The organism is Lactobacillus acetotolerans DSM 20749 = JCM 3825 (assembly GCF_001436775.1).
GTDB classification, from domain to species: Bacteria; Bacillota; Bacilli; order Lactobacillales; family Lactobacillaceae; genus Lactobacillus; species Lactobacillus acetotolerans.
In genome coordinates this window covers 23,095-45,252 of record NZ_AYZC01000005.1, presented here as the reverse complement: position 1 = coordinate 45,252, position 22,158 = coordinate 23,095, and the positions used below count along the sequence as shown (strand labels likewise).

Sequence of the window (22,158 nt, the reverse complement as noted above, 5' to 3'; positions counted from 1 at the left end):
ATTTTAAAAATAAACACTAGTCTGAGAATAAGATACCTTAGTCTGAATTGTCAAATCTTTCTGGTTTTAATTCAAAATTGATTATCGGATCTGCCCCAGCCTCGATCAACTTATTTGTACCAGCAGATAACTGACTGGTTATCGGCCCTGGCACCGCATAAACATTTCGATTCTCCTGCAAAGCCAGGTTAGCCGTAATTAATGACCCGGACCTTTCTTTGGCTTCGGTCACAACCACACTTTCAGATAATCCCGCTAAAATTCGATTCCTTTCGGGAAAACGAAACGGCCGTGGTGGCGTATCTGGCAAATATTCACTTAAAAGTAATCCATTCTCGACAATTTTTTCTTGGATCCCATGATTTGACATGGGATAAAAATGATTTAGCCCATTGCCAACCACTGCAATTGTCTTACCATTATTTCTTAAAGTTGCGGTATGCGCCATCCCGTCAACACCTTTAGCTAAACCACTGGCGATTACCAAATGCTTTTTGACTAAAGAAGGGACTAAATTATTGATCACGATTTTACTGTAAGAAGTGGCCAACCGCGAACCAACGATCGTAATAATTTCCCTTTGTAATAGTGTTAAATCTCCACGCGCAAAAAGAATAAGCGGCGGTTGGTAAATTTGTCTTAATTTTTCAGGATATAAAGAATCAAAGAAAGTAAGCACCTTACATTGCTTTTTGATTCGGTAAATCATTCTTTCAGCCTTTTGATCATTAAGGGCCGCAAAACTTGCTTCCTTCAAGGCAGATGGTAAAGCCATACTTTGAATTGCAGAAATATTAACATCATCGGTATCTAATTGGCTAGCAATTCGCAACATCTTAACATAACCAATGCCTTTTTGTAATTTCAAACGCAAGAGAAAATCCGTTTTATTCATGTAAAAATCCTCCTAATGCTAAATACGCAAAAAAGGAGGCTTTCTTTCAAATAAACTATTTTTTCTGTTTTTCCGTAAAGAAATCACTCACCGGAGCAAAAGTTTTACGGTGAATCAGTGTCGGCCCGTACTTTTTTAAAGCTGCAAGGTGGGCACTAGTACCGTAACCAGCATTATGTGAGAAATTATATTGCGGGTAAATCTTATCATAATCGTCCATTAACTTATCCCGAAACACTTTGGCCACAATTGAAGCTGCGGCGATCGAATTAGACTTTGCATCCCCCTTAATCAACCTTATCTGCGGAATCTTCACCGGAACGTTCATCGCATCGACCAGCAACACATCAGGTTTACGATCTAACGCGTTTACAGCTTGAGCCATTGCTTGCCTATCAGCTTCATAAATATTTATCTGGTCAATTACCTGTGCACTCTTAACGCCAACACCAACGCTAACGGCTTCTTGCAAAATCTTAGGATATAATTCTAGCCTTTTCTTCGGGCTAATTTGTTTGGAATCATTTACATCGAACAAATCAAAATCATCGTCCACGATTACGGCAGCAGTGACAACAGGTCCAGCTAGTGGACCACGCCCCACTTCATCGATCCCGGCCACTGTTTGACCTTTAGCCCAAAAGTTACGTTCATATTTAAAACGCTCTAAAAAGGCAGCGCGCTTTTTAGCTAATTTTTCCTGCTTCTTTTGGTAACTGACGAGTAATTTTTTAATCCCGCTGCGGCTATCTTTAGCTAAAGTTGCTAATTCTTCCTTACTGACGTTACCACCATCAAGTAACTTCTTAACATCCTTAATAGTCATAATCTGTCTAAAGTGATCCTTCCAACTTTGCCCTTACGCAGCCTTTGCAACATATAAAGGGAAAAGCGATCGTAATCGTCCCGCATGCCATATGAATCAGTCATTGCTAACAAAAGATCAGGATCGTTTACCTGCTCAATTTGTTCTTTAGTCGAACGGGCAAATTTAACCAAATTTTTCAGATAATGCTGGCGCAAATTCTTTAAAACAAATAAAGCCACGTCATCAGCGTGAAAAACGCTGTCTTTAATTGCTCCAAAAGCGGCTAATTTATAGCCTACTTTTTGGTCATCAAACCGCGGCCACAAAATTCCAGGAGTATCTAAAATTTGAATATTAGACGGGGTCTTTAACCAGCTTTGGCCCTTAGTAACCCCTGGAGTGTTACCAACTCGAGCCACATTATGGCCAACCAACCGGTTGATTATAGTTGATTTGCCGCAATTAGGGATGCCAACCAGAGCGATCCTAACCGTTGGGTTAGATGCTCCCTTTACCTGCATTTTCTTAATCTTGGCACTTGCTGCCTTTTTAACCATTTTAATTAAAAATTGCATATTGGTATTATGCAATGAATCTAATGCCATCACGTATTTACCAGGTTTGTGCAACTTCTTCTGCCATAATTTGGTCATTATCGGATCTGCTAAATCCGCCTTATTTAAAATAATTAAGTGTGGTTTGTCCCCAACTAATTTTTCAATCATGGGATTTCTCGAAGACTGTGGTATTCGTGCATCAAGTACTTCAACTACTACATCAATTAAACTCATCTTATCTTCGAGTTGATTACGGGCCTTATTCATGTGCCCAGGATACCATTGAATTGTTGCCATTATTATCTTCCCTCTTTTTTAATTAATCATTATCCGGACGTAAAAACAAAACTTCTGCCAGCAATATTTCCCGGTAAAGGGACATAAATGACTTTCGGTAACCTAACTCTTTCAAAGCAATCTTTCCCAAATAGTTTCGCTCCTGCCGAAAGGCATAACGATAAACTTCATTCCTAAATTCCTTTTCTTCAAGAGTTAGTTCTGGGTGTCTGATTGATTTTCGCAATTCTTTTAGGAAATCTCTCATTGAAGTCTCATTGATTTGCGCTTTTAAGTCAAATTCTAGCTGTTTACGAAACATCTTTGGCATATAAATCTTTTTTGTCTTTTCTAGTGCGTAATTAACCATATTTCCTCTAATACTAAGAACTTCTTTCTCCCGCTCAACGTCCGGGGTATCCTTCGGCAAAAGGAAATTAAAAATAATAGTAGGAATTAACATACTTAAAATGATTAAAGTAGTTTCACTAAAAAGAACCAAGTGAAAATTATTAGGACTGATCAACGTTTGATCCAAAGTATAAGCTAGCGCAAAAGTAACAGCCCCGTGGATTCCTCCTAAAGCAAAAATCCACGCATTCTTATTTGTTAACTTTAAGCTAAAAAAGCTGTACAGATAACGAACAAAAAGATTTATTAAATAAAGTAAAACTCCGATCAGGATGGCCTGGTCAATTTTATTTGGTAAAGCCTTATTCTGCATTGTTTTGACAATACTAATACCTAGAATAATAAAAACAATGCTGTTTAAAATATCTGTTAGGGTATTGGTAATCTGAAAGTTATTATAAGTCAAATTAATACTGGTTATCCGGCTTCTCTCCTGTTCAGCACTATGGGCAAGGCCAGCCGCTACAACCGTAATAATACCTGAAACCTTGATTGCCTGCGCAAGAAAATATAATAAGGCTGGCGTCAAAACGTAAAAAATGGTGATAGCTGTTACCGCATAAGTTTCATTTGTGACTAAATCTAAATTTACCCGAACCAGACGCTCACGAATTAAGATTAAAATTGCTGAAACACCTAGGCCTAACACAATTCCACCGATTGTGGAGTAAAGAAAATTTATAAATGTAGTCGCAATTTCCAAGTGCTGCCACAAATACCAGCTAATTGCCATATTCAGTAGAATTATTCCAGAAGCATCATTAAGAAGTGATTCGTTCTCTAAATAATTTTCTACTTTTTCTGGTAATTCTAATCCATGAGATACGGACTCAGCTGCCGTAGCATCTGTAGGTGTTGATATTGCAGCCAAGATAAAACTTAAAGGTAAAGATAGACCAATTAACCATTTAAGTGAAAAGGCTGCTAAGATCGTCGCAATTAGCGTCATAATAACTGTAATTCCAATAATTGATTTCCAGCTACGGACAATATTGTAAATCCTTTTTTCCTGTGCTTCAAAGAACAGTAACGGGGCTACAATAATCCCCAAAAACAGTTCTGGTTTAAAAGTATAGCTGTTAACGTGGAAATATGGAATTAATGCCATAATTATTCCTAATGTTAAAGCCACATAATTCACGGAAACTTTACGTAAAAACCAGCTTTGAATAAGTATCGCTAGACCTGCCGCTATAACTAGGTACAAAATTAAACTTAAAACATGCAATACGCCATCGCCTGCCTTTCTTTCATTTTTTACACTAAAAAAAGTCCCAACTGGGACTTTAGTTTAATATGCCATCTTGTCTTGATACATTCGATAAGCTTGATCAAAAATGCTCATATTAGGAAGATAACCAGCATTTAATTCTAAATAGTTTGATAATTTATCATAATCCTGTTCTTGCTTAGGAAATGCTAAATCATGTTGCGCATTATTTGCAAATTGGGCAACCTCACTATTTGAATCCGGATCTTTCTGCGTCATCAAATAACGATAAAAACTTTCACGATAAGCCATTATTTACTCCGTATAATAAAGAATTGCATAAGCGTTCATCCCTGCATGCGTAGAGATAATAGGACTGGTTTCTCTGACCAAAACATTAAAGTCATTATTAATAGCCTTAATCTTCTTACCAAGCTCTATCATTGGTTTCGGTTTATCTTCAGTTGAAACGTAAGAAACACCGATTTCTTTAATTTTATCTTTGTTGGCCCTAATTTCATCTAGCACACGTTCATTAAAGGCACGAGCAAATTTCTTGCCCCTGCCTTTTTTAGCAATAATTAAATGCCCACCTGGCATTTGTAATTCAATTTGAATGTTTAAAAGAGTGGCAACCTTACCGGTAAGTTTACCTAAACGGCCACCTTTAATTATATTTTTCAAATTAACTACTACCAAATGTAACTTTTGGGTTTTTTTAATGTGATCGATATGCTTAAGAATTTCTGGAAGTTCTTTACCAGCCTCAATATCTTTAGCAGCAGCCAAGACTTGAAATCCTTCCGCCCGATCAGTTAATTCAGAATCCACTAAATGAACCTTATTTTCTTTGCCGGTAATTTGGGCCGCTTGTCTTGCGGCATCAATTGTGCCACTCAAAGTCTTAGCAAGGAAAATGCCAAGCACATCACTACCATCAGCAGTTAACTTGTTAATTGCGTCTACAAAGCGGCCAATCGGTGGTTGACTAGTTTTGGGTAATTCTTTTGCTTCGTCCATTTTTTCAATAAATTCTTTGCGGCTAATATCTATTCCATCAAGATATGTTTTCCCATCGATTGTAACCGACAAAGGCACTACAGTAATATCGTATTTTTTAACTTCTTCTGGGGTTAATTGCACAGAAGAATCCGTCATAATTTTGATCTTTGACAACGTATTCGCCCTCAATTCTAAATGCTCGTTAATTTTTGTGATAAAATGTGAACATTACTTACAAGTTATTATAGCAAAAAATATATTTAAGAAAAGAAAATGATTGGATTGTTTTACAATGAAAATTAAGGAGCTATGGCAAAAACCAAAACAAAGATCTAAAACTTACTACATTCTAGATAATATATTTAGTGCGATCACTCACGGAATTGGCTTTGGCCTGGCAGTAGCTGGGCTAGTCATTTTAATTTTAAAAGCCGTATCAACTGGTAGCACACTAAGAATCATAACTTTTTCTATCTACGGGTCTTGCTTAGTTCTCCTATATTTATTTTCAACCTTGTATCATAGCCTGATTTTTACTAAAGCTAGAAACGTTTTCCAAATCTTTGACCATTCATCAATCTTTTTATTAATTGCTGGTTCTTATACCCCATATTCTCTAGTTGCAATTGGTGGACCATGGGGATGGGGCTTATTTAGCGTGATCTGGGCTCTCACCATTTTTGGTATCATTTATTATATCTTTAATCGTGGCAAACACGTAGTTTTTGATACCGCACTTTATGTACTGATGGGTTGGCTCGTCATCCTCTCAGGAGGTTACCTGTATGTTCGCTTAAGTCCCGTCGGCTTTTGGCTGCTAGTTGGCGGTGGTGTGGCATACACTGTTGGTGCCCTTCTTTATTTAATGCGTAATATTCCCTTTATTCACGTAGTTTGGCACCTATTCGTAATGCTGGGGTCAATGCTAATGTACTTTTCAGTTTTATTTTACGTATAAACTAATCTTGCTTTGCTACAAATGCCCCAATTGCTTCCTCATTATTTTCAAGCTCGCCAGCAATAACCTTTTCTTTAATGGTATTCAGCATTTTGCCAAGTTTGGGCCCTGGTTCTATTCCTTGCTTAATCAGGAAACGGCCATCAATCGCGAGTTCAGATGAAGACTTTATTGGTAAAGCCATATAACGGTCAACCAGAGCTTCAGAGTCAATCGGTTGTCCTAAAATATGTGCTACATCAATTGTATTTAGCAAGACTGTCTTACCAGCCTTAAAAAGTTCGTAATCGGTTGGTATTCTTTCTGAAAACAGGTCAAACAGAGTTACGATCTTTTCAACTGCTTCAGTCATGGCATTAGAATTTTTCCAATCACGCATAAATTTATTAATTTGTGTATCCTGAATTTTCAAAAGAATAATAATTACCGACCAAAAGCTCGTTTCTTCAGTTGGGTTAAATTTTAATTTAGGATAAACCGCCAAAAGGTCACTTTTACCAGCAAAATCTGGAACATCTTCACTTAGATTAGTATCTAAAAATGTTTGAAAAGCCTGCCGTGAATGAGGGCCAATCCCCATTTTGACAAATTCATCACGAATCCGTTCTACCGAAATCTTCTTCAGCAACTGGTGGTGATCTTTGACGGCCTGCTTTGTCTTGTCCTCAAGCTTAAATTTAAGTTGACTCATAAACCGCACAGCCCGCATCATCCTCAACGCATCTTCGTGAAAACGTTGCTCAGGGTTGCCTACAGCTTTAATCAAACGATTCTTGAGGTCATTCAAGCCGTCAAATAAATCAATAATTTCACCCCGCAAGTTCATTGCCAAGGCATTGATTGTAAAGTCACGACGTTTCAAATCTGCATCTAAGTTTTGAACAAAAGTTACGTGGTCAGGTCTACGATAATCTTGATAACCAGATTCGGTTCTAAAAGTAGTTATTTCGTAACTACTGTCACCATATAAAACTGTCACTGTCCCGTGCTTAATTCCAGTATCGATTGTTTTTGGGAAAAGTTCTTTAACTTCTTCGGGATAAGCACTAGTCGCAATATCAACGTCGTGAATATGGCGATTTAATAATAAGTCACGGACGGCTCCGCCAACAAAATATGCTTCAAACCCTCCATTTTCAAGTCTTTCAAGTACCGGCAACGCGGCCGTAAAAATATTCGGTAAATTATTTATTTTCATTATTATCAACTCGTTTATTAGTGTATTAGTTTCAATAAGTATGGTATTTTTAGTATGCTGTGTCTAAAATAAAATCTTTTATTAAAGAGGGAAATTATTATGCGTAAATTTAATTCCAAAACTATTACAGATATCTGTATGATAGCACTTGGATGCGCCATTTACGGATTAAGTCTGGATATAGTTTCCGTGCCTAATAGGTTAGCTGATGGCGGGATCAGCGGAATTTGCCTGATCCTTCGTCATTTTTGGAACATAGACATGGGCTTTTCTTCGCTTGTATTAAATATTCCCTTAATTATTTTAGGCTACCGTTTTATGGGTAAGCACCTTTTAAGTTATACCATTTGGGGAACCATTTGTCTTTCCTTCTTTTTATGGCTATGGCGCTTATTCCCAATTATATCATTGAATTTAGATCACGACCTCTTCTTAGCCGCTCTTTTAGCCGGTTCTTTATCTGGTTTAGGACTTGGCTTAGTCTTTCGTTACAATGGTACGTCGGGTGGTACTGATATACTTGCCCGGATTGCTCAAATAAAGTATGGTGTTCCCTCGGGAAAAGTATTATTTGCGTTCGATGCACTCGTTTTAGTAGCATCACTTACTTACCTGGATATTACACACATGATGTATACTTTATTTGCTTCTTTTATCCTCAGTCGGGTAATGGATGCTGTCCAACAAGGTGCCTACTCCGCTAGGGGTTTATTAATCATTTCTGATAAATATAAAGAAATTGGGCAAATGATTGATTTAAAATTGAGCCGCGGATTTACTTATCTTGAGGCTAAAGGCGGATATAAAGAAGAAAATCGTCCCGTTATTTATGTGGTGGTTGAACCGCGAGAAGTACCAGCAATTAAAGACTTAATCAAGCAGGAAGATCCGCATGCCTTTGTAAGTATTATTGAAGTGCACGAAGCTTTAGGTGAAGGATTTACTTACAAACAAAAACAGAGGCATTTATTTATTCGCAAATAAAAAGTAGTAAAAGTTTAAAACTAAGCTTTTACTACTTTTTTGCTTCAATTATTGTAATTGATTATATAAATCTTGCATCTCATCATCTTCAGGAACCAACTTCAGATAACGTTCCAACAACTGTTTTACAATCTCATCCGAATTAGCTTCCGTACTAAAGAAGCGGATCATCTGTTTTAAGAAAGTTGAATTATCTTTAAATTCGGGATATGCAAGCAGAAATTCACTTTTAGCCTTATCGCTATTATCCATTCGCTCATACGAAATTGCCATATTCCAATAAGCTTGTGGTTCAATATCGTCATCATCAAGGCTTGCAAACAAATCAAGATTCTCTTTATCTTTATGTTCACTTAAATAGAGATTGGATAGCTGCAACCGTAAATCATTATTATCAGGAGCAACTTTCAGCCCCTTCTTTAACAATTTCTCTGCTGTCTTAAAATCTTTTAAATTGGCAGCTGCCCGGGCACCTTTAGAATATAAGACCTGGTCTAATTCATTATAGGCAAGACCCGTTTGAGCAGCATGCAAAACTTGATTATCATCATGTTTATGCTCATAAGCCTCAGCCAGCAATGGATATGCATTCACATAATCTGGGCTTTGCTCAATTACACTATCAAGGTATTTGATAGCCTGATCATAGTCTCCCACTGAGAGCATTACAAGGCCTGCTTGGTACTTGCTATCGATATCAAGAATATCTTCGCTGTGCTCCTTGATAATCTTGCTAGCATCCTCATACTGCCCTAATTTGGCTAACGTTTGAAAAATCCGTTGATTTAGGTTAACCTCGCTAAAATTCTTTTGCCGTTTAATTAAATCTTGATAGATTGGCAGAGCTTCCTCATATTTGCCACTTAAATAGTCTAGTTCAGCCAAACCAAACTTAATGGCGTCTTCATCAGGATCTATTTTTAAAGCTTTTAAAAGCTTAGTTTTAGCCGTTTCAAGCAAACCATTAGTCTGGTAATAGTCAGCCTGAACTAGCAAACTGTCTACATAGGCGGGAGAGGATTCAGAAACATTATAAAGTAACGAAAGTCCATCATCGTCATCACCATCATTCAGTAAAATTTCTGCCAAATATACTTTGAATAAATCCTCCTTAGGAAATTTTGCAATTAAAGCACGGTATACCTGCTTGGATAAATTAGTAAAGCCTAAGTCGGTTAAATTTTCAGCAAGGGATGCTAAAATTTCTGGTTTATCATTATTTAAAGCCTTTTTTAACAAAATTTTTTGTTGGGAAAAATCTTGTTTTTCAATTGAGTCAAGTAATTGTTCTGAATAACTCATAATTTCCTCCATTCAAATATATATTTTGACACAAAAAAACGCTGGTACAAAAACCAACGCTTTTTTTAGATGAAACTACCAATTACTTAACAGCCTCTTTAAGAGCCTTACCTGGCTTAAATGCAGGAACTTCACTAGCTGGAATTTGGATTTCAGCACCAGTTTGTGGGTTACGGCCTTTACGTGCTGCACGGTGACGTACTTCAAAAGTACCGAAACCGATTAATTGCACCTTGTCACCTTTAGAAAGGTTATCTTGGATTGAGCTAAAGAATGCATCAACAGCTGCTGCTGCATCTTTTTTAGTTAATTTAGTCTTTGAAGCAACTTCAGAAACTAATTCAGCTTTATTTGCCATATGGAATTCACCTCCTGAATCTGAACTCGAAGTTCAAAATCTTATTCCTTATATAAGGAACAAGGAATAATGATCATGGTAATCATTCTTTCCTTAGCTCCCAAATTATCACAAAACCCCTATTACAACAAGCATTTTTAGAAAAAAACGATTTTTTTCTACACTTGCTAGTTACAAATTATTTTCTTTTACGCGGAATGATTTTAATTGGGGTTCCACGAAAATCAAAATTGTCCCTAAGTTGATTTACCAAAAACCGTTGGTAAGAGAAATGCATCAAATCCGGATCATTAACAAATACCACAAAAGTAGGCGGATTGGTTGAAACCTGCGTCATGTAGTAGACTCGCAATCGTTTACCCTTAATTAATGGTGTTGGGACCAATTTACTTGCATCAAGCAGTAAATCATTCAAGGTACTAGACTTAATCCGTTGATTTTGATTCTTATACACCTTTTTAACCATTTTTGGTATTTGGTCTAATCTTTGCCCCGTCTTTGCAGAAATAAAAATAATTGGTGCATAGTTTAAATATTGAAATTCCTGGTGAATAATCTGGACAAAATCTTTGCCACTAGAACTATTTTTCTTCGGTAAATCCCATTTATTGACGACGATAATAATGCCACGACCAGCATCATGCGCATATCCAGCCACATGCTTGTCTTGTTCACGAATGCCCGTACTTGCATCCAAAACCAAGCAAACAACGTCAGAATGTTCAATAGCTGCCATAGCACGCATTACAGAGTACTTTTCCGTCTTTTCGTAGACTCTGCCACGACGACGAATACCTGCAGTATCAACTATTCGGAATTTACTACCATCTTCACCTACAAATGGTGTATCAACCGCATCACGGGTAGTTCCCTCTTCATTATTTACGATAACCCGCTTTTCACCAACAAGTTTATTAACAATTGAAGATTTTCCAACATTGGGACGACCAATTATACTAAAAGATATTTCATCTTCCTCTTTTTTGTCGAGATCCTTTGGGAAAGCGTCAACAATTTTATCAAGTAAATCTCCAATTCCCGTGCCGTGAACACTAGAAACAGGAATAGGTTCACCTAAGCCTAAACTATAAAAGTCATAAATATCTGTTCGTTGTTCTGGATTATCAGCCTTATTTACCGCTAAAATAACCGGCTTCTTAGTTCGATAAAGAAGATGAGCTATTCTTTCATCTAAATCAGTCATATGATTAACTACACTGACAAGCAGAACGATTACATCCGCTTCTTTTATGGCAATTTCCGCTTGAGCACGAATTTCATCTTCTAATTTACCATTTTGCCAGGTAATACCACCCGTATCGATTAAATCAAATTTATGACCAAGCCATTCCGCTTGAGCATAATTTCTATCACGGGTTACACCGGGCTTATCTTCTACAATTGCCAAGCGGTGATTAATGATACGGTTGAAAAGCGTTGATTTACCCACATTCGGGCGGCCAACTATTGCTACCACTGGTAAAACCATTTCTCAGCCTCCTTTACAAATAAAAAAAGCCGACAATTGTCGGCTTTTTTATAATTAATAATTATAATTATTTACGGTCCTTCAATTGGTCACCAATAATGTCACCCAATGCAAAGCCGTTGTCATCATTATCCATATACTTCTTGTTGACTGAGCTTCTGTTGTATGAACGGTGAGGACGAGAGCCTTCGTTACCAGAGTTATTAGAATCAACAGCCTTCATTGAAAGTGAAATTCTTCTTTCACTTGGATCAATGTTTAAGACCTTAACCTTAACGGTTTGTCCAACTTTCAAAACATCACTTGGCTTATCAACGTGCTTATATGATATTTCTGAAACGTGGACTAAACCTTGAATACCATCAGCAACTTCAACGAAAGCACCGAAGTTAGTTAATGACTTAACTTCACCTTCGAATACATCGCCTTCATGTAAGTTAGCTGTTGCTTGTTCAAATGGTGAAGGTAAAGTTTGTTTAATTGAAAGGGAAATACGGTGTCTGTCATCATCAATCCCGATGACCTTAACTTTTACATCTTGACCAGTCTTTAAAACATCGCTTGGCTTATCAACATGCTTATAAGAAATTTCTGAAATGTGAACTAAGCCGTCCACACCACCAACATCAACAAAAGCACCGAAGTTGGTTAAGCGTGAAACTTTACCTTCAATAACATCACCGACAACTAATTGTGATGCAACTTTATCAAAGGCTTCTTCACGTTCTTCCTCAATTAAGTCCTTGTGTAAAAGAATCAAACGGTTCTTGTTAGGATCAATTTCGGTAATTTTAAGCTTCATAGTTTTGCCAATATAAGGCTTAAGATCTGAAACATAACGATTAGAAATTAGTGAAGCTGGTAAAAAGCCTCTAGTACCTACATCGACTAACAAACCACCACGTACTGATGATGTTACAGTACCTTCAATAGTTTTGCCAGCTTCAAAGTCCTTTTGTAACTTATCGTAGGCTTCTCTTTCCTTTAAACGGGTAACTGAGAAGAAGAATTCGCCGTTTTCTTTATCGCCACCAGCTCTTCTCAATACTAAAGCCTTGAATGTATCTCCTGGCTTTACTAATTTGCGTAAGTCTGCGTTGCGGTCTGAAGTGTATTCGCGACGAGGAATAACACCTTCGACACCGGCATTCTTGACACCAACATCGATTTGACCATCTTCAACGTCTAATACTTCAACATCGACAATATCTCCGACCTCAACTCCTTGCATTTTCTTTAATGCATCTAAAAATTGATTACTGTTTTCTGACATATTTACCTCCCAATATCATACCTAATTTTAAATGAAAACAAGATATATTTCTACTGTTTTAGCTTCTTTTTTAAAGTTTTTTTGCTTTTTCTTTGATTTTCTTCAAAATTGTATCCACTACTTGATCAATTGTCATATTTGTAGTGTCGATTTTAATTGCATCACTCGCCTTTTTTAAGGGTGATATTTTGCGGTGAGAATCTTTATAGTCCCTATTAGCTATATCTTTTTCAATTTCATCCACCGTCTTATCAGAATGAATACCTCTTTGCTTAAGATCAAGCAATCGTCTTTGAGCACGTGAATGTGCCGAAGCCACTAAAAAGATTTTAACTTCTGCATTAGGCAAAACCGTAGTACCAATATCACGACCATCCATGATAACGTTTGTTTGTCCGGCCATTTTCCTTTGCAAACTAACCATTTTCTTTCTGACTCCTGCCAAGGCAGAAACTTGGGACACATTGGCAGAAATCTCAGGCGTGCGAATTTCTAACGAAATATCCTTATTCCCTGCGTATACCTTCTGCTCACCATTTACGGCTTTAAACTCTATTCCGGTTTTATCAATTGCTTTTAAAATGGCATCTTCATCGCCATAATCAATCTTATTATCACGAGCAATCACCGTACATGCACGATACATCGCACCCGTGTCAATATATACAAAAGATAATTTCTTAGCAATAATCTTTGCTACCGTACTCTTCCCTGCTGATGCAGGACCATCAATCGCTACTTGCATTCCAATAAAAAAGAGACCTTTTAGCCTCTAACCTTTCTAAAAATTTATTTTAATTTAAGTGTCTGTCCAGCATCAACTCTTGCCATGCTGTTAAGATTATTTAATTTAGCCAAATCTTCTACACTCATCCCATGCTTTGAGGCAATGCTAGATAAAGTATCTCCACTTTTAACAACGTACTGCTTTTTCATAGATGAAGTATTATTTAAACTTGATTGCGTTTTATTTAATTTATTTTTCTTAGCTTTTTTATTTTTCTTAACTTTATGTTTTGGTACTTTTTTAGCTTTTTTGGTAGTCTGCAATTGTGTAACCTGGTTATTAGGCTGCTGATCAGCTGCCAAACGATGAACTATAGGCACAAGAGCAATAATAATTATTATTAAAATTGTGATTATTGCAATCCAACCTTTAGAACTTGACTGTTCACCAGAACTTCTAGGTTCAGTGGGTCGTTCATAATGCTTGTATGGACCTTGTTTCTGATTCATCTAGAATCTCCTCCATTCATTTAACTTGCTTAATTTTAGCATACTTATTATAAAATTAAATAAAAAAGCCGGTTACTCTAATAACCAACTTCATTAATATACTAAAATATTCTAATTTTTTAAATTAAAGTGTTTGCGTACAAATGGTTTAATGTTTTTTAAAACCGTAGCAAACAGAACATAAATAACGATACTGTTAATTGTCCCCTTCAATAAGTTAAAAGGAACTATAATACCAAAAATATAGGCTTTCATTGATGGCAAATGTAACAATTGTCTTAAATATACTTTTTCAGTAAAATGCAACAAACCGTTGTAACTATTGATTGCAGGCATATTTGGCACTGCTGTTACGGCATACACTGGGGTCAAAATAAAGGCATTGATCAAAGCCAATAATAAGGTCATGGCTAAAATACCAATGATCAAACCTACTACGGGCAACAGATAATCTTTTAGTGATTTATTTTTCTTTTCCTTTATGTTCTTTGTAACGAAGTAAAAAGGTAACGCAAAGGATAAAGAAGCGAGAAAAGCAGCAGTTTGCCCCACTAAACTCGGTAGTGCAAAGCCACTAAATACCAAACTTAATAACATCCTAATAAATGCAATAAAGATACCGGGACCTGCTCCAAAAATAATGGTTCCAATCACAATAATGACATCAGAAAAATCAAATTTTAAGAAACCAACCCCTGGAATAATTGGAAATTCAAATTTCATTATTACAAAAGCGATAGTTCCAATTAATGCATAAGCAATGATATTAGCTAAACTAGCAGAATTCCTTTTTGCGTTTTCCAAAATACTTACCTCCATATAACAATAGGTCTGTTGCTTCAGCAACAGACCTATAAAAGTAAGTATTAACTTTTCTTTTAGTTAGTCTGTCTTCTTTCATCTAGACTTTAACTATCGGTATCGTAATCGATTCAGCCACTTTCGTGGGTCGCGGACTTTCACCACCGGTCGGGACTTACACCCTGCCATGAAGACAACAAACTTAATATTCAATTTATAATTTTATGTTAATCCACGTGCTTTAATCTGTCAACTTCTTCACGCGATAATTCGCGGTACTGTCCAGATGTAAGGGATTGCAGGGTTAGAAAACTATAACGCTCACGCGACAACTTATCGACCATATGACCGACTGCCTTAAACATTCGCTTCACCTCGTGGTAATGCCCCTCATGAATAGTTAATTGGACTATCTGCATATTTTTATGTTTTTCCGAACGAATAACTTTAACTTTAGCTGGTGCACTTTTATGGTGATCAAACACGACACCACGCTTTAATTTATCAATTTCTTCAGGAGTTAAGCGACCCGTAATTTTGGCAACATAAACTTTTGGCACTTTATTTTTAGGATGCATTAACAGATTGGCTAATGCACCATCATTAGTCACCAAGAGCAAACCTGAAGTATCATAATCCAGCCTACCAATTGGATACAAACGGTACGGAATATCTTTAAAATAATCTACAACCGTTTTTCTACCCTTATCATCACTTACCGTTGATACAACACCACGTGGTTTATAAAACAAATAGGTGTGTAAACTCTCGCGTTCAATCGGTTCACTGTCAACAGTAATATTGCTAAAAGTATCTACTTTCGTACCCAGTTTAGTAACAACGTGGCCATCAACACGAACTCGGCCAGCCGTAATCATTTTTTCAGCTTTACGACGCGACGCTATTCCTGCTTCGGCAATTACTTTCTGTAAACGTTCTAAAGTCATTATTTTTCTCCCTTTTGTGACTGTGATAAATTTTTATCGGATTGACCCTTCGCAGCAAATAAATCAACTTGTCCTTCAGCATCAAAACTGTCATCTTCAAAATTTTCAATAACAGGTAAATCAGCTAAACTGTGGTAACCAAAATACTGTAAGAAATAGTCGGTTGTAACATATAAATTAGGGTGCCCCGGTGCCTCTTTTTTACCATTAGTCTTGACTAAGCCACGCCAGATTAATGTTTGTAAGGCCCCAGAAGAATTAACCCCCCGGATATCATCGATTTCTACTCTAGTAATCGGTTGCCGATAGGCTACAATTGATAAAATTTCTAAGGCAGATTGACTCAAAGTTTTAGTTAAATCTTTTTGAAAGTAATTTTCAATTACCTTGCTAACTTGGGGACTGGTGGTTAACTTGTAATTATCATTGATATGAAGCAATTGCAAGCCAGAATTACCATCTTTTTCTAATTTTTCATGCAGCCCCTTAGATAATTCTCTCAGAGCAGCACTACTTATTTGCAATAATTCACACAGACTTGTTGAATCGAGGCCATTATCACCCGCAACATAAAGTAAAGCTTCCAATTCAGCGGTTTTAGTTGCCATTCACACCAATTCCTTCCAAATACAGGTCGCCAAAGGCACGGGCTTGTTGTACGTGTATTTCTTGATTTTTACATAATTCCAGCAGAGCCAAAAAAAGTCCAATAAAGTCTGATAAATTCTGCATTTTCTTGGCACACTGAAAGAAACTAACCCGGGGGGTTCTTGCAACTTGTTCTTTTAAATAAGTGATCATCTTTGTAATCGGTGTTTCTTTAATGTCTACCGACGCAACGTCAGGCTGCCTTAGCTTTAACCTTTGCATAACTACAACAAAAGTATTGGCTAGTTCAGATGAAGTGATCTGCCCTAAAGGTAAAGGATGCACCTGCTTTGTTGGGGGCACACTTGCCTCTTTGGCAGCGGTGACAGAAGCATTTTTATTCTTTTCCTTAAAATAAGCAGAAATTTTCTTAAAAACTGAATACTGAACCAGTTGTTGAACTAATTCATTCCTCGGATCCTCTTCTGGTTCATCTTCATCGACAAAATCATTTTGCGGCAATAAATATTGGGACTTAATGCGCAATAAAGTTGAAGACATAACGAAATATTCCCCAGCAATCTGCAAATTAAGCTGTTGCATCTGTTCTAGATAAGATAGATATTGACTAGTAATTTGAGCTATTGGGATATCATAAATATCAATTTTTTGAGATTTAATTAGATGCAAAAGTAAGTCTAGTGGTCCCTCAAAATTGGGCAATTCTAAAGTTAAATTATCGCTCATGAGATTTATCTAAATACTTAATCAGATACGTGTATTCAGGAACGGCTGTTACTCTCTGTTTAGGATAAATACTAGCTAATTCTTGAACTGCCTTGGTTTCATATTTTTCTTCGCGGTAACCAGGTGCCATTGAGATATAACGAATAATTACAAAGTGGCTATCATTCTGAGTTCCAATAACACCTATAAAGTTAGAATTACCATTGCGATAAAGATAAAGCTGAAAATCAGAACTATTTTTGTTCAACTTTATCTCTTCTTTTAAATTATTCAAATTCTTAAAATCTGGCAAATAGGATAATAATCCCATTGCTGTTTTTTCATTATCATTTTTACATTCAATTAACATAAAATCACCTACGTACGTGGATGTGTTTTCTTATATACTTGTAAAATATGTTTTTGTGTCAGATTAGTATAAATCTGGGTGGTACTAATATCTGAGTGCCCCAAAATTTCCTGAACCACCCGCAAATCAGCTCCGTTTTCTAATAAATGAGTGGCAAAAGTATGTCTCAACGTGTGGGGCGTAACATCTTTTTCAATTTCAGCCATCTTGCAGTAACGCTTAATAATTTGCCAAACTGCCTGTCTGGTTAACGCCTCTCCACGATTATTGAGAAAAATGAATTCACTACTTTTGTTTTTCTGTAAAAGTAATGGATCCCGAACTTTTTTTTCATAGCGTTTAATCCATGATAACGCAACTTCACTAATTGGAATTAAACGCTCTTTTGAACCCTTACCTAATACCTTAACTAATTTTAAATCCTCATGCAGGTTCTTAAGTTTTAGATTAATTAATTCGCTAACCCTTATTCCTGTGGCATACATGGTCTCAAGCAAAGCACGATCACGCAAACCCAATTTTTTATCAACATCAGGTTGCTTAAGCAAAGTAGTAACTTCTTCCTCTGTTAAAGCAACTGGGAGTCTGTGTTCTTTTTTAGGTGGGTCAATCTCTAGCATTGGGTTAATCTTTTGAATATCTTGCCGTGCTAGCCACTGATAAAATTTACGCAAACTTGAAATCATACGACTAATTGAACTAGTTGCCTTATCCAGATCACGTTGTCTAGCCAGGAAAGCGTCAATATCAACTGCTTTTGTTGGCCAAGAAGTCATACCTTCTTTTTTGATAAAATCAAGGAATTCATATAAATCTTGCCGGTAAGCAGTAATAGTATTTTCACTGAGTCCCCGTTCAATTTGACTATAGCGAAGGTAATCCTCAATTTGCCCTTTTAAATCACTTATTTTCATCATCAGGATCTTTAATTAAAGTAATCGTACCGGCAGCTTTATTTTCCGTAATATACTTATACTTTAACAAGTGGCCGACGGCACGCTTAAAAGCTGCCTTAGAGATACCAAAATAATTCTTAATATCTTGAGCGTCGGATTTATCATAAAATGGCAAAGTTTTATCATTTTTTCTACGCAAACTCATCATTATCATTTGTGCATCATCGCCAATTTCTTCAAATGCACGTGGTAAACTGCTTAGATTTAACCGGCCATATTTACTTATGCCGATTACCCGACTTTTAAGCTGTGCCCCTAGACGTAAAGGACGAACCATTTGTGATTCATGGATAAAACCTAAATAATAGTCATCAGTAATCACAAAAGCACCAATTTCTCGACTTGCATAAACTGTCGCAAAGACATTCTTATTTTCCATATCGTTAGGAAAATGAACAGATAATTGATCAAAAATGCTTTCGTCAGCCAATTTTGCCCAAATTCGATCCTTTTCATCAGTTTGTAATCGAACTAAGAGCCGGTCATCCCTTCGTGGCCAACGTTCCTTTTCTAAAGGTAAATCATCAATCGAAAGAACAACGTCTTTATCTGGTAAACCGATATCAATAAAGACACCTAATCCAGCTTTTGTTTCAGTTACCTTGCCCCAACCATATTGATCTGGTTGAGCAAACGGCAAAAATTGGGTCATTTCACGATCATGCTGTTTATTATCATACAGGAAACCCTGAATCTCATCACCAATTTTGGGAACTTCATCTTGAGTAATTTCCTGGCGTTTTAATTCATAAGTAATGCCATCTACCTGCACAAAGTAAGCATTCTTATTCTGATCTATTATTTTACCTTTTCTGACTGTACCGAGCATAACCCACTTCTCCTATTTTACATATTCTGGCTTCTAGTATAAAAGAAAACTAAGCAAAATAAAATAGCCAGCCAAAAAGCTAACTATTTTTTAATATCTAGATATTATTTTTATTAGTTAAATTTCTAATTAAAGGTTTGAAATTTCACCTTGGTAAATAGCACCACGGTGAGCATCAACAGTGATAGTAGTACCGTTAGAAATCTTTTGGGTTGCGTCAGTAGCACCAACAACAACTGGGATACCTAATGATAAACCAACAACTGCGGCATGAGAGGTTAAGCCAGAAGCTTCAACAACCATACCAGATGCCTTCTTGATTGCTGGCATATAGTCAGGGTCAGTGGTCTTAGCAACTAAAATGTCGCCTTCCTTAACCTTGCTATTAGCTTCTTCAGCACTGTTTGCAACAACAGTCTTACCAACAACAGAGCCATTGCCTACTCCTAAACCTTGAGCAAGCTTGCTACCAATAATTTGTAACTTCATCAAGTTAGTAGTACCTGAATCACCAACTGGAACACCAGCTACGATGATTACAAGATCACCATCTTTGACGTAGCCCTTTTCCTTAGCTACCTTGGCAGCTATCTTGAACATATCATCAGTAGACTTAGGCTTTTGGGTCAACATAGGTTGTACACCCCAAACAATTGCTAATGAGTGTTCAATCTTCTCGTCAAATGTCAAAGCAAGGATATCTGCGTTTGGACGGTACTTAGAAATCATTCTTGCAGTGTAACCTGAGTTAGTTGCAGTAATGATAGTCTTAACACCTAATTCTTGAGCAGTACGTACAACAGATTCACCAATGGCTTCAGTTACGTTAGAACCCTTGTATTCTTCGAATCTTTGAAGTGATAAAGTATTACGCTTAGTCAATTCTTTTTCAGTACGTTCATCAATCTCGGCCATAGCCTTAACTGCTTTAACTGGGTACAAACCATTTGCTGATTCACCAGAAAGCATAGTTGCATCAGTACCATCAAGAACAGAATTAGCAACATCGGAAACTTCGGCACGAGTTGGACGTGGATTTTCTTGCATTGAATCAAGCATTTGGGTAGCAGTAATAACTGGTTTACCAAGTGCATTAGCTTTGTTGATCAAATTCTTTTGTACAAATGGTACATCAATAAATGGAATTTCAACACCCATGTCACCACGAGCAACCATCAAACCATCTGATACTTGTAAGATTTCATCGGCATTGTTAATACCTTCTTGAGATTCAATCTTAGGGAAAATCTTAATGTAATCAGCACCTGCATCTTCACAAAGCTTACGGATATCTAAAATATCTTGTGCCTTACGTGCAAATGATGCAGTAATAAAGTTAATGCCATGCTTTAACCCGAAATTAATATCGTCAGTATCTTTTTCAGTGATACCTGGGAGACGAATTTCAACACCAGGTGCATTAATACTCTTTCTTGAGCCAATAACACCAGTATTTTGTGCTTCACAGATTAATTCACGGTTCTTGTCGTCCTTTTCCTTAATCAAAAGGTCAACTAAACCATCATCGATTAATACATGACCACCAACATGGGTATCATCGTATAAACCATCATAGGTAGAATAAATCTTATCTTTATTTCCTTTAGTTTTGGTGCCCATTGCAACACGGATCTTATCACCAGTGTTAATAGTGAACTTGCCGCCTTCTTGTTCGGTAGTTCTAATCTCAGCACCTTTAGTGTCAAGGTCGATACCAAGAAGTAAGCCAGTATCCTTTTCCACTTGGCGAACCATCTTCATACGAGCAAGGTGTTCTGGGTGATTACCATGTGAGAAGTTAAAACGGAATACATTTGCACCAGCTTTAGCTAAAGCTGTAATGGTTTTAACATCGTTTGAAGCTGGCCCTAAAGTACTAACAATTTTAGTTTTCTTCATTATCTAAAAAATCCTCTCCAAAAATTGACTAATTTACTTAGTCATTTCATCATTTATATTCAGTAGTGCATAATCGCTTTGGTGTTTTCCATCAAACAGATCAAGTATGTCATGGGTACTAAGTTTGCCGTTCTCTATGCCGACAGCTAAACCGCCTTTACCATTGAGAAGTAATTTAACAGCATAGTTACCCATTTTAGTGGCATTTACTCTATCTACAACAGTTGGTGCACCACCACGTTGCATATGACCGAGAATATTGGCACGGGCATCAAAATCACCGTACTTCAAGAGTTCGTTCTTAAAGTCATTTGCGTTCATAACACCTTCGGCCACTACTACGATACCATTATCCTTACCATTAGCAAAACCCCGTTTAAGAGTTTCTGCAATTTCTTTTATATTGTAAGGACGTTCAGGAATAGCAATTGCATCGGCTCCGCTGGCTAAACCAACACGCATAGCAATGTCACCACATTCGCGACCCATTACGTTAACAATGAATACACGATGGTGGCTACTAGCTGTATCACGAATCTTATCAATTGCATCCATACCTGTACGGCAAGCAGAATCATAGCCAATCGTATAATCAGTATACGGGATATCATTATCGATAGTACCTGGTAAACCTACAGAGTTAATACCAAGACGAGTTAACGCTAAAGCACCGTGATAAGAACCATCACCGCCAATTACGATAACTGTTTCAATCCCGTGCTTTCTAAGTTGCGCAGCTCCCTTTTCTTGCACTTCTTTTTGCTCAAACTCGGGAAAACGAGCACTATACAAAAATGTGCCGCCGTGATTAATCGTATGATCAACATCCGCCTCTGTCAGTGGAACAAAATCTCCTGCAACTAATCCGGCAAAACCATAACGAATACCAAAAACTTCAATTCCATGATGGATAGCAGTTTTGGTAACAGCTCTGATTGCTGCATTCATACCAGGGGCATCTCCGCCACTAGTTAAAATACCAATCCGTTTCATGAATTCACCTCATCAAGATTATTTGTGTAATTTCTCACATCAATTAGATTTTACCATTATTCTTTATAAAAATCTCATAAAAAATGGTCTAA

At 36.9% G+C, this 22,158-nt stretch carries 24 protein-coding genes and 1 riboswitch; of the genes, 2 read left to right on the top strand and 22 right to left on the bottom strand.

Going from position 1 to position 22,158, the window contains the following annotated elements; all coding sequences use genetic code 11:
• Positions 1–37 precede the first annotated feature (37 nt).
• From dprA to FC77_RS01680, 6 genes are all read right to left on the bottom strand, one after another.
• The gene (gene dprA / locus FC77_RS01705) at positions 38–895 is read right to left on the bottom strand and encodes a DNA-processing protein DprA (RefSeq protein WP_056969834.1); all 858 of its coding nucleotides are present in this window, start codon (positions 893–895) and stop codon (positions 38–40) included.
• A gap of 55 nt (positions 896–950) precedes the next feature.
• Positions 951–1,721 (bottom strand): ribonuclease HII, encoded by a 771-nt coding sequence (locus tag FC77_RS01700; protein WP_056969832.1) that lies wholly within the window; start codon positions 1,719–1,721, stop codon positions 951–953.
• Entirely contained in the window at positions 1,718–2,557 is an 840-nt protein-coding gene (gene ylqF, locus FC77_RS01695) for a ribosome biogenesis GTPase YlqF (protein WP_056969831.1), read from the bottom strand. Before ylqF ends, FC77_RS01700 begins: the two co-directional genes overlap by 4 nt.
• 22 nt (positions 2,558–2,579) lie before the next feature.
• Positions 2,580–4,154: a cation:proton antiporter gene (locus FC77_RS01690; RefSeq protein WP_308425607.1), complete on the bottom strand. Its 1,575-nt coding sequence runs from the start codon at positions 4,152–4,154 to the stop codon at positions 2,580–2,582.
• An 84-nt stretch (positions 4,155–4,238) separates the two neighbouring features.
• Complete coding sequence (locus tag FC77_RS01685) at positions 4,239–4,469, bottom strand: YozE family protein (protein ID WP_054681349.1); 231 nt, start codon at positions 4,467–4,469, stop codon at positions 4,239–4,241.
• Positions 4,470–4,472: 3 nt separating this feature from the next.
• Positions 4,473–5,333 carry a DegV family protein gene (locus FC77_RS01680; RefSeq protein WP_056969828.1) on the bottom strand — a complete coding sequence of 287 codons (861 nt, stop codon included), beginning with the start codon at positions 5,331–5,333 and terminating at the stop codon, positions 4,473–4,475.
• A gap of 118 nt (positions 5,334–5,451) precedes the next feature.
• Here FC77_RS01680 and trhA point away from each other — a divergent pair, with 118 nt between their 5' ends.
• Complete coding sequence (trhA, locus tag FC77_RS01675; protein ID WP_056969848.1) at positions 5,452–6,117, top strand: PAQR family membrane homeostasis protein TrhA; 666 nt, start codon at positions 5,452–5,454, stop codon at positions 6,115–6,117.
• Between the two features lies 1 nt (position 6,118).
• Here trhA and FC77_RS01670 read toward each other — a convergent pair whose 3' ends face one another.
• Complete coding sequence (locus FC77_RS01670) at positions 6,119–7,318, bottom strand: CCA tRNA nucleotidyltransferase (protein ID WP_054681373.1); 1,200 nt, start codon at positions 7,316–7,318, stop codon at positions 6,119–6,121.
• Between the two features lie 96 nt (positions 7,319–7,414).
• On the opposite strand from FC77_RS01670, the gene FC77_RS01665 reads away from it, so the two are divergent.
• Positions 7,415–8,299, top strand: coding sequence for a YitT family protein (locus tag FC77_RS01665; protein ID WP_054681352.1), 885 nt, complete (start codon positions 7,415–7,417; stop codon positions 8,297–8,299).
• Positions 8,300–8,347: 48 nt separating this feature from the next.
• Here the strand turns inward: FC77_RS01665 and FC77_RS01660 are convergent, their stop codons facing one another.
• From FC77_RS01660 to pfkA, 15 genes are all read right to left on the bottom strand, one after another.
• Positions 8,348–9,601: a tetratricopeptide repeat protein gene (locus tag FC77_RS01660; RefSeq protein WP_056969826.1), complete on the bottom strand. Its 1,254-nt coding sequence runs from the start codon at positions 9,599–9,601 to the stop codon at positions 8,348–8,350.
• A gap of 82 nt (positions 9,602–9,683) precedes the next feature.
• The gene (locus tag FC77_RS01655) at positions 9,684–9,959 is read right to left on the bottom strand and encodes an HU family DNA-binding protein (protein WP_056969824.1); all 276 of its coding nucleotides are present in this window, start codon (positions 9,957–9,959) and stop codon (positions 9,684–9,686) included.
• A 178-nt stretch (positions 9,960–10,137) separates the two neighbouring features.
• A complete protein-coding gene (gene der, locus FC77_RS01650) occupies positions 10,138–11,448 on the bottom strand; it encodes a ribosome biogenesis GTPase Der (protein WP_056969822.1) in 1,311 nt (436 codons plus the stop codon).
• Positions 11,449–11,515: 67 nt separating this feature from the next.
• Complete coding sequence (gene rpsA, locus FC77_RS01645) at positions 11,516–12,721, bottom strand: 30S ribosomal protein S1 (protein WP_054681354.1); 1,206 nt, start codon at positions 12,719–12,721, stop codon at positions 11,516–11,518.
• Positions 12,722–12,791: 70 nt separating this feature from the next.
• Complete coding sequence (cmk, locus tag FC77_RS01640; protein WP_056969820.1) at positions 12,792–13,466, bottom strand: (d)CMP kinase; 675 nt, start codon at positions 13,464–13,466, stop codon at positions 12,792–12,794.
• Positions 13,467–13,510: 44 nt separating this feature from the next.
• Entirely contained in the window at positions 13,511–13,957 is a 447-nt protein-coding gene (locus FC77_RS01635) for a LysM peptidoglycan-binding domain-containing protein (RefSeq protein WP_056969818.1), read from the bottom strand.
• A 111-nt stretch (positions 13,958–14,068) separates the two neighbouring features.
• Positions 14,069–14,761, bottom strand: a complete 693-nt coding sequence (locus tag FC77_RS01630; RefSeq protein WP_056969816.1) for an ECF transporter S component — start codon at positions 14,759–14,761, stop codon at positions 14,069–14,071.
• 81 nt (positions 14,762–14,842) lie between these two features.
• Positions 14,843–14,957: riboswitch (FMN riboswitch) on the bottom strand.
• 28 nt (positions 14,958–14,985) lie between these two features.
• Entirely contained in the window at positions 14,986–15,705 is a 720-nt protein-coding gene (locus FC77_RS01625) for a pseudouridine synthase (RefSeq protein WP_056969814.1), read from the bottom strand.
• Complete coding sequence (gene scpB, locus FC77_RS01620; protein ID WP_056969812.1) at positions 15,705–16,313, bottom strand: SMC-Scp complex subunit ScpB; 609 nt, start codon at positions 16,311–16,313, stop codon at positions 15,705–15,707. The genes FC77_RS01625 and scpB overlap by 1 nt, the downstream gene beginning before the upstream one ends.
• Positions 16,303–17,040, bottom strand: a complete 738-nt coding sequence (locus tag FC77_RS01615; RefSeq protein ID WP_056969810.1) for a segregation and condensation protein A — start codon at positions 17,038–17,040, stop codon at positions 16,303–16,305. The genes scpB and FC77_RS01615 overlap by 11 nt, the downstream gene beginning before the upstream one ends.
• Positions 17,030–17,389: a hypothetical protein gene (locus FC77_RS01610; protein ID WP_056969808.1), complete on the bottom strand. Its 360-nt coding sequence runs from the start codon at positions 17,387–17,389 to the stop codon at positions 17,030–17,032. Before FC77_RS01610 ends, FC77_RS01615 begins: the two co-directional genes overlap by 11 nt.
• A gap of 8 nt (positions 17,390–17,397) precedes the next feature.
• The gene (gene xerD, locus FC77_RS01605; RefSeq protein WP_056969806.1) at positions 17,398–18,303 is read right to left on the bottom strand and encodes a site-specific tyrosine recombinase XerD; all 906 of its coding nucleotides are present in this window, start codon (positions 18,301–18,303) and stop codon (positions 17,398–17,400) included.
• Positions 18,290–19,174, bottom strand: coding sequence for a CvfB family protein (locus FC77_RS01600; protein ID WP_056969804.1), 885 nt, complete (start codon positions 19,172–19,174; stop codon positions 18,290–18,292). Before FC77_RS01600 ends, xerD begins: the two co-directional genes overlap by 14 nt.
• Positions 19,175–19,303: 129 nt before the next feature.
• On the bottom strand, positions 19,304–21,073 hold the full coding sequence (gene pyk, locus FC77_RS01595) for a pyruvate kinase (RefSeq protein WP_054681357.1): 1,770 nt from the start codon (positions 21,071–21,073) through the stop codon (positions 19,304–19,306).
• Positions 21,074–21,106: 33 nt separating this feature from the next.
• Positions 21,107–22,066: a 6-phosphofructokinase gene (gene pfkA, locus FC77_RS01590; RefSeq protein ID WP_054681359.1), complete on the bottom strand. Its 960-nt coding sequence runs from the start codon at positions 22,064–22,066 to the stop codon at positions 21,107–21,109.
• Positions 22,067–22,158: the final 92 nt, after the last annotated feature.